Below are 7396 nucleotides of genomic sequence, written 5' to 3'. Positions count from 1 at the left end.
CATAAAATGGGTCGTATAACTTCGTATAATGTATGCTATACGAAGTTATTACGGTGAGTTGCCACTTATTTCGACTAACTCATCGAGCGTTTCCTTGTTAAGAAACGGTTCGGAATTTTCAAAGCTTAACGCTGCGCGCGCTAATTTTTGTTTCAGTGCTTTATCTTCGTCTTTGATTTCTTTGATTAGATCCAAAATAACAGCGCGGTGAAAAAGATATATTTTCCTGTTATTGCTGATCTTATCGCAAAGCGCTGTAACAAGACGGCTTTTATTTTCTTTATAGGCGATACCAATAGGAGTTAAATTTTCCTGGTTCTTAATATCCAATCTTGCTCCTCGTTCTAGAAATTGGAGCAAGAGATGTTCTTCTTCGATAGTTTGTACTGCTAAATGAAGAGGGGTATCACCTTCCTTATTTTGCCAATTAATGGATTGATGATCAAAGTGTGGCAAGATGCTTTCTAAACGTCTTCTTTTATGGGTACAGTAGGGATTATTTTTTATCAGGAATAAGAATTTGATGCAGCAGAGTATTGTTCTCATGATCTCTAATATCTTGTAGATTTACTTTATTAGAAATGGTTTTAAATAATCTGGAATGAACAGGTTCAGCTTTTTGGATTGGTATATAAATACCCTGCTTTCACTCCCAAAAGCAGTGCTAATAAGGTCTTCTTTTTTCACCAGAGCCTTCTACGCCTTTTCCCTTATGATCTACATGTACGACACTTGATGTCAGCTGCTCTCCTCTTATACCAATATAATTGGAGGTTACAATGTGGCTTATATATACGGGTGGCGAAGATAACCTTTTTAATAACTGTTCGGCATTTTTCATTGCAACCCCATTTTGATGGTCCAAGCAAACATCAATGGCGTCAACAATTGGCGGCAACTCCAAGCCTTGAACGATAATAGCACTTCTGTTTTGGTTGGGATCATTGCATTTCACTTTAGTATCTTTCAGCACCACATCAGGAGAATATTCATCGCTGGAGTAATCATCACCGCGAAATTCATAACAGTTACCAGGGGTATTGTCTTTGGAGTACCAAGGATCTATTTCAGAACAGCTTTCTTTACTAAAATGATGAATAATGGGTTCTGAATCGTTGGTGTTTGGAGACTGAGCATGCAAGATGGCATTCCGCAAGGTTCCATCGGGCCACAAAACAGGGATGCTACTTAAAATTAAAACAATATTCGGAGGAAGGCTCTTGAGAACATCAGACGTTCTATTAATAAGCTCTTTATACTCCTCTATGCTCAAAGGAGTATTTTTGGTATAAAAACTAAACTCATCCGTAGTCAACCGGGTTAACCGCGTGATTTTTGAGTTTTTACTTGCACACTCAGCGAGTGTTTTTATCTGTTCGACCATCCGATCAACACGCTGATTATCAACAGTTCCATCATTGAAAATAATGGGACGCCGCCCTAGCATTGGGCCCAGAGAACTATGATATTCGCCATTTTTGCCTTCCATATCGCCAATAACGACAATATTTTTATAAAGAAGCCCATAAGATATATAGTGTTACGATCGATACCCTAATTATAGATTAGATCTATATTTAATCTTAATGATTTTATTTTGTTCTTTTAGGTGTTGAACAATTGACGTTGTATCAGATTCGGTCGCAAACATTAATACGTGCGTTAAATGCAGAAGTTTCGGGCGAAACTATGCCGCAAGCTCGAAGAACTATTCAAAAATAGCCTGATTAATTTGTTGCGCTATTCTTTTCTGAACAGGGGGCATCCCCATACCAGCTAGAGATCCATCTCTATCACGCTAACATGATTATTTTTCCAGAATGAGAGTACAATAGAAGCAATAGATTAGGTAGAATAATCCAAAGTCCAGCTATAAGACAGGGCCAAGCGAAAGATGGATCAAAAAAGTTGTGCATACAGAGAAATACGCCAACAGGCGGAATTTTCTTTAATAAGGACTAGCTACTGCCAACGGGAAAAGTAGGATCGCAAAATGTATCAACCTATTGTGTTATTGATTATATTAGTTATTACAATAGCTTTATTTGTGTGGGGGTATTGGCGTTACGATTTTATCGCCTTATTTGCATTAGCTTTATCGGTATTAACAGGCATCGTACCTGCAAATCAGGCTTTTTCCGGATTTAGTAATCCCGCTGTCATTACAGTAGGTTGTGTCATGATCTTAACTTATGCTATTACACAATCTGGTGTATTAAATATCTTATTAAATAAACTAGAATTTCTTTTTAAAAGCCCACTTCTTCATATGAGTTTATTTACGACTATTATTGCAATTATGTCAGCATTCATGAATAACGTCGGGGCATTGGGACTCATGATGCCAATCGCCATTCAATCTTTTATCAAGCAACAGAAATCACCTTCTATTATCTTAATGCCAATTGCATTCAGTTCAGTCCTCGGGGGAATGATGACAGTCATTGGTACACCTCCTAATTTGCTGATTTCATCTTACAGGGAAGAAACCATTGGTGCCCCTTATCACATGTTTGATTTTATGCCTGTGGGGTTAGCCATTGCATTTTTTGGGGTACTATTTATTTCGTTAATTGGATGGAAACTTGTTCCTATACGTCAAAAAATGATAAAACAGATAATTTATTCCAGATGTCAGACTACATGACAGAAATCAAAGTACTAGAAAACTCCCCATTTTGCGATAAAACTATCAAAGAATTTCTGGCAGAAACCAAAGCTGATTTTGATCTCATTGCTCTTATTCATAGAGGCAAAAAAATTTTCTTTTAGCAAGAAAGACATTATCCATAAAAATGATATTTTAATTATAGAAGCTTCACATGATAATTTAGAAAAAATTCTCGAATCAGGTAAATTAACATTAGCGAGCGACAAGCCTTTTTCTTCAAAAAAATTATCGGATAGCAACATAATTATCATGGAGGCCGTTGTTCCACCTGGCTCCAACATGGAGGGTCGCTCTGCCGCCATGGCTAATCTTCGTTATCGCCACTTTGTTAATTTGCTTGCTCTTTCAAGGAAAGGTATTTCATTCAGACAAAAATTAAATGATATTCGATTCGCTGCTGGAGATGTCGTACTCTTGCAAGGGGATGTTGAAACGTTACGTGAAACCATTGTCGATCTGGGATTTTTGCCCCTTGCTGAACGCGACGTCAAAATTGGGTTATCACAAAAAAATCTTTTACCTTTATTATTTTTTATTGCATCTATCATTTTAGCAGCGCTACAGATTTTACCTATTACTATTTCTTTTCTTTGCGCTATACTTGGCCTGATTATCTTTAAAGCCACACCGCTACACAACTTATATCGCAGCATTGACTCATCTGTGCTGTTATTATTGGCCGCTATCATTCCAATTGGGGGAGCAATCCAAACGACTGGAGCGGCAGATCTTATTTCAAATGCCTTTATGCAAATAGCAGGACAGTATTCTCCAGTGGTTGCACTCATCGCCGTTTTAATTGTAACCATGACACTGTCAGATTGCATGAATAATGCTGCAACTGCCATAGTCATGGCGCCGATTGCTCTTAATATTGCACGCTCCGCACATGTGAATATTGACACTTTTTTAATGGCTGTTGCAATTGGTGCGTCCTGTTCATTTCTCACCCCCATTGCCCATCAAAATAATACGATGGTCATGGGACCTGGTGGTTATCATTTTTTCGATTATGCTCGCTTAGGATTTATTCTTGAAATTATTATTGTAGTGATAGGAATCCCGGCTTTATTGTGGGTTTGGCCATTACATTAAAAAATTAATGTCTTCTCTTGAACAGGAAATCTATGGGGTAAGGGGCTTGAATTTTGAATTAGTATTAAAATTAGAAATTCTAAATAAGCTCTGCCCCATATTGTTATTGCTCTAATGCTATCCAAGAAACAATTAATTACGACTCAACGATATTACTTATTTTTGGGGACCTAGATTGAAACAAAGCATGACAAAAAATTAGGCCGTTTTATTGTTCTGTTAACCATTTTATCTGTTGACTTACTTTATGCTTCGGAAACACCAAAACATACACGAGAAGAAAATAAGAATCTGCTTGCAGTGTTATTTGGAGGTGCCGAAATAAGAAATCACAATTATTTTACTTACGGCCTAGAATATCACAGAGTACTCGCCATCCCTTTTGGTTTTTCTTTTAACGTTGAGGATACCCCGAATAATAAAGAGCAACATCATGAAATTGAAACTATGGGCTTAATAACCTTAAGTTTTTAAAAATATTACCATTGGTATTGGCCCAGGTATTAAATTTGAAGAAGGGAATAAAAATAAGTTCCTGGGAAGAGGGGCATTTAGTTATATTTTTAAGATTGGACCTACTATCGAAATTACTCCTAATGTTAATTATGATATTGTGAAAAATGCGGCTAATGAAGTAATTTATGGGATTAGAATTGGCAAACAATTCTAATTTTTGAGAATACATGCTTAGGGTTTTACATCCCTTAAGCCATCTCTCACAAGGAATGAAATATTCCATATTGAGGGACATTTGTAGTGGTTTCTTGCGATACACAAAGGGGCCATGGTATGACCCCATGACTCTCATACCATGACCATAAAAAATCACCAATAAGAAGAGTTGCAAATAATTCAAGAAATCTTCTTATACAGTTTATTAATCAATGGTCCAATCGTCATTCCTTGAATCAAAATTGAGAATGCTACTACTATATAAGTCATTATTAAGATAGCTTGGAAAGTAAATTCATTTGTTTTTCCGACAGTGTCACGTAGAGAAAGAGCTAGAGCTACTGATATTCCTCCCCGTAAGCCACCCCAAGTAAGAATCTTGATACTATGCGGTGCAAAGTCGACTTTAAAACGCATTAACGTTAAAGGAATTGCTACCGAGATCCAGCGTGCCAATATTACTACAGGGATCGCGCTTATCCCAATCAAGAGATATTGTTTATTGATGGTTAAAGCTAGCACCTCTAGACCGATTAAAACGAAGAGAATAGCGTTTAATATTTCATCTATTAATTCCCAAAAGGTATCCAAGTGTTCGCGAGTTTTATTGGACATAGCAAATTTTCGTCCATGATTGCCAATTAGCAGACCAGCTACTACCATTGCAATCGGGGCAGAGATATGAATACGTTCACCTAATGCATACCCCCCCATTACCAATGCAAGCGAAATAAGAATTTCAACCTGGTAATTATCAATGGATTTTAACATTTGGTAGGTAATATACCCAATTGCTAATCCAAATAAGATACCACCGATGGCTTCAGTTACAAACAGGATTAGGAAATGAGAGACACTTATTTCTTTTATGCCAGAAACTATTTCAAGGATACCCAAAAAAGCACAACTCCCACACCATCGTTAAAAAGTGACTCCCCCGCGATTTTCATTTCCAAATTTTTCGTTACTCCCAGAGCTTTTAAAATACCCATTACCGCAATAGGATCTGTAGGAGAAATAAGGGCTCCAAACAACAAACAGTAAATATAGGAAATTTGGACGTTTAGTTTGCAAAGAAACCAATATGTTAGCAGACTGACAATGACGGTAGAGATAAGTGTACCGATAAGGGCAAGCACGGTGACTACTACTTTCTGTTCAGCAAGTTGGCTAATATTAACGTGAAGTGCCCCAGCAAAAAGCAGGAAAGCCAACATCCCATGAAGCAGTGCTTCATCAAAATTGATTTGCTCCAAAAAGCGTTTAGAACCTGAAATGATTTCTGGCCAAATAATACCACAAAGTATTAGCCCCAAGGAAAACACCAGGGCTATAGCCATCAGTGCGATCGTCGAAGGAAGTTTAAACAATTTAAAATTAATGTAACTAAACAGCGCTGAGAGAGTGATTAAAACAGCAATTATTTCAAAAAGCGACATAAGCACCCTGTGTGTAATTACCAATCCACTAATATAACTTATTGAGATAAATAGAAGAATCCCCCTTGCATCACCGCAAGATTTTTCAGACTCTTAATTTTTCAAAATTTAGTCTACCTTTGGCAGCTCATCAAATCGTTTCAAGCCTACTATCTTATCCTCCCAAGACGAGCGACTTGCATAAAAGATATGGGCTGTGGGCTTTAGAAACGCATCATCATCTAAGGTACCTGCAGGCAAAACTACATGCCCTTCTCTATCTTGTCTAGGGAGTGGGCTGCCACAGGCCTTGCAGAATGCACGTTTCTTTCTCGTATCTTCAAGCTGAAAATGGCTGATATTATCAGCCCCCCTATCCCATGTTAATTGAGCATCACTAAAGAAAACATTGGCTCCGTGAATTGTGCCAGTTTCTTTTCTACACCGGCTACAATGGCATAAGTACATTGCTTCTGGCTTTTGTCCTGTAATAACATACCGACAAGCACCACATAAACATTCTCCTGTATATTGATTCATTCGAAAAATGCTCCTTAATTTTTGGCTCTTGGATCGAAAAATAATTCAATAATACACTACTCATTACATGGTACAGCAATAGAGGGTTGGGATAATCAAATAAATCATCATTTGTTGCAAGAAATATATGAGCAATGCACCCAAATAGAGCCCCTCCTTTCGAATGCTAGAATTCTAAAAACCAGTATTGGTTTTCGAAGTGGGAGAAGTCAAGTCCGAGTGGAAAAAGAATTATTGGACAATCAATCTGTGATCCATAATTATGGCCAAGGCGGTTCCGGTTTTTCCTTATGTTGGGGTTGTGCTGAAGACGTTGCTTCATTGGTTGCTGCATCAACTGCATAATTAATGACTCATGGTAAAAAGCAAGCAACCTGGGCGAAACGACGTGAAAACCAGGTTGCAGTCCTGTAGACCTTCACCCAAATTACATTTACTAGTAAGCCAACCAATAAACTCAAGTAGTTACAGTAGGTTCCGGAAAACTCGAAAAAGTCATGTAGACTAATGTAGACCTAATCAAAGTCTTTCCCAATTATGGGGTATAAATTTTTACGCCAACTCAAGTTGTGTCAAAGATTTCCCGATAAATTATTCCTGCTGATTTATCATCAGCAGTGACAGATAATCTCCCACTACATAGTTTTGTAGTTGATAAATAAGCTGCTCCAACACCAATAACACCACCGGCAACAACATCACGTACATGGTGAGCATTGGTTTGGACTCGGCTATATGCAACGTAGGCAGCCCCAGCATAAAGGGGAACACTATATATGAAGCCATATCTAAAATTAATAAAGGCAGCGCCAGTAAATGCTGCGGAAACATGGCCTGATGGGAATGACCTGCAACAACCTCCATTCGGACGCGTTTCATGAATAATTCCTTTAATAGCTTCCGTGGTACCAACACTTAATCCCATACCGAGAGCTAATTGAGTAGCCCCTTGATAGTCCTTATTGAAAATTGTTACTGCTGCGCTGGTTAATGGAATTAT

At 37.9% G+C, this 7396-nt stretch carries 10 protein-coding genes; 3 read left to right on the top strand and 7 right to left on the bottom strand.

The genetic code is table 11. The features are described 5' to 3' along the window. Positions 1-48 precede the first annotated feature (48 nt). On the bottom strand, positions 49-456 hold the full coding sequence (locus tag BN58_RS15885; protein ID WP_019217656.1) for an ankyrin repeat domain-containing protein: 408 nt from the start codon (positions 454-456) through the stop codon (positions 49-51). Between the two features lie 208 nt (positions 457-664). Continuing rightward, a complete protein-coding gene (locus BN58_RS15880; RefSeq protein WP_019217655.1) occupies positions 665-1489 on the bottom strand; it encodes a hypothetical protein in 825 nt (274 codons plus the stop codon). Positions 1490-1993: 504 nt separating this feature from the next. Between BN58_RS15880 and BN58_RS34870 the strand changes: the two genes are divergently transcribed. Continuing rightward, entirely contained in the window at positions 1994-2647 is a 654-nt protein-coding gene (locus BN58_RS34870) for an SLC13 family permease (RefSeq protein ID WP_019217654.1), read from the top strand. Positions 2648-2661: 14 nt separating this feature from the next. Here the strand turns inward: BN58_RS34870 and BN58_RS34865 are convergent, their stop codons facing one another. Beyond that, positions 2662-2973, bottom strand: coding sequence for a hypothetical protein (locus BN58_RS34865; RefSeq protein WP_232220705.1), 312 nt, complete (start codon positions 2971-2973; stop codon positions 2662-2664). On the opposite strand from BN58_RS34865, the gene BN58_RS34860 reads away from it, so the two are divergent. Further along, entirely contained in the window at positions 2972-3766 is a 795-nt protein-coding gene (locus tag BN58_RS34860; RefSeq protein ID WP_232220704.1) for an SLC13 family permease, read from the top strand. The two genes, BN58_RS34865 and BN58_RS34860, sit on opposite strands and share 2 nt — an antisense overlap. 852 nt (positions 3767-4618) lie before the next feature. Here BN58_RS34860 and BN58_RS36490 read toward each other — a convergent pair. The 3 genes from BN58_RS36490 to BN58_RS15865 form a co-directional block, all read right to left on the bottom strand. Then, positions 4619-5335, bottom strand: a complete 717-nt coding sequence (locus tag BN58_RS36490) for a cation:proton antiporter (protein ID WP_269570369.1) — start codon at positions 5333-5335, stop codon at positions 4619-4621. Continuing rightward, positions 5317-5877: a cation:proton antiporter domain-containing protein gene (locus tag BN58_RS36485; RefSeq protein ID WP_269570368.1), complete on the bottom strand. Its 561-nt coding sequence runs from the start codon at positions 5875-5877 to the stop codon at positions 5317-5319. The genes BN58_RS36490 and BN58_RS36485 overlap by 19 nt, the downstream gene beginning before the upstream one ends. A gap of 108 nt (positions 5878-5985) precedes the next feature. Next, entirely contained in the window at positions 5986-6396 is a 411-nt protein-coding gene (locus BN58_RS15865) for a GFA family protein (RefSeq protein ID WP_019217650.1), read from the bottom strand. A 21-nt stretch (positions 6397-6417) separates the two neighbouring features. Between BN58_RS15865 and BN58_RS15860 the strand changes: the two genes are divergently transcribed. After that, positions 6418-6741, top strand: a complete 324-nt coding sequence (locus BN58_RS15860; RefSeq protein WP_156812574.1) for an FAD-dependent oxidoreductase — start codon at positions 6418-6420, stop codon at positions 6739-6741. Between the two features lie 217 nt (positions 6742-6958). Here the strand turns inward: BN58_RS15860 and BN58_RS26270 are convergent. After that, positions 6959-7396: phosphatase PAP2 family protein (locus BN58_RS26270; protein ID WP_019217648.1), on the bottom strand; the 438-nt coding region annotated here is incomplete at its 5' end.

The organism is Legionella tunisiensis (genome assembly GCF_000308315.1).
Classification (GTDB): domain Bacteria; phylum Pseudomonadota; class Gammaproteobacteria; order Legionellales; family Legionellaceae; genus Tatlockia; species Tatlockia tunisiensis.
This window is presented reverse-complemented; position numbering and strand designations above follow the sequence as displayed.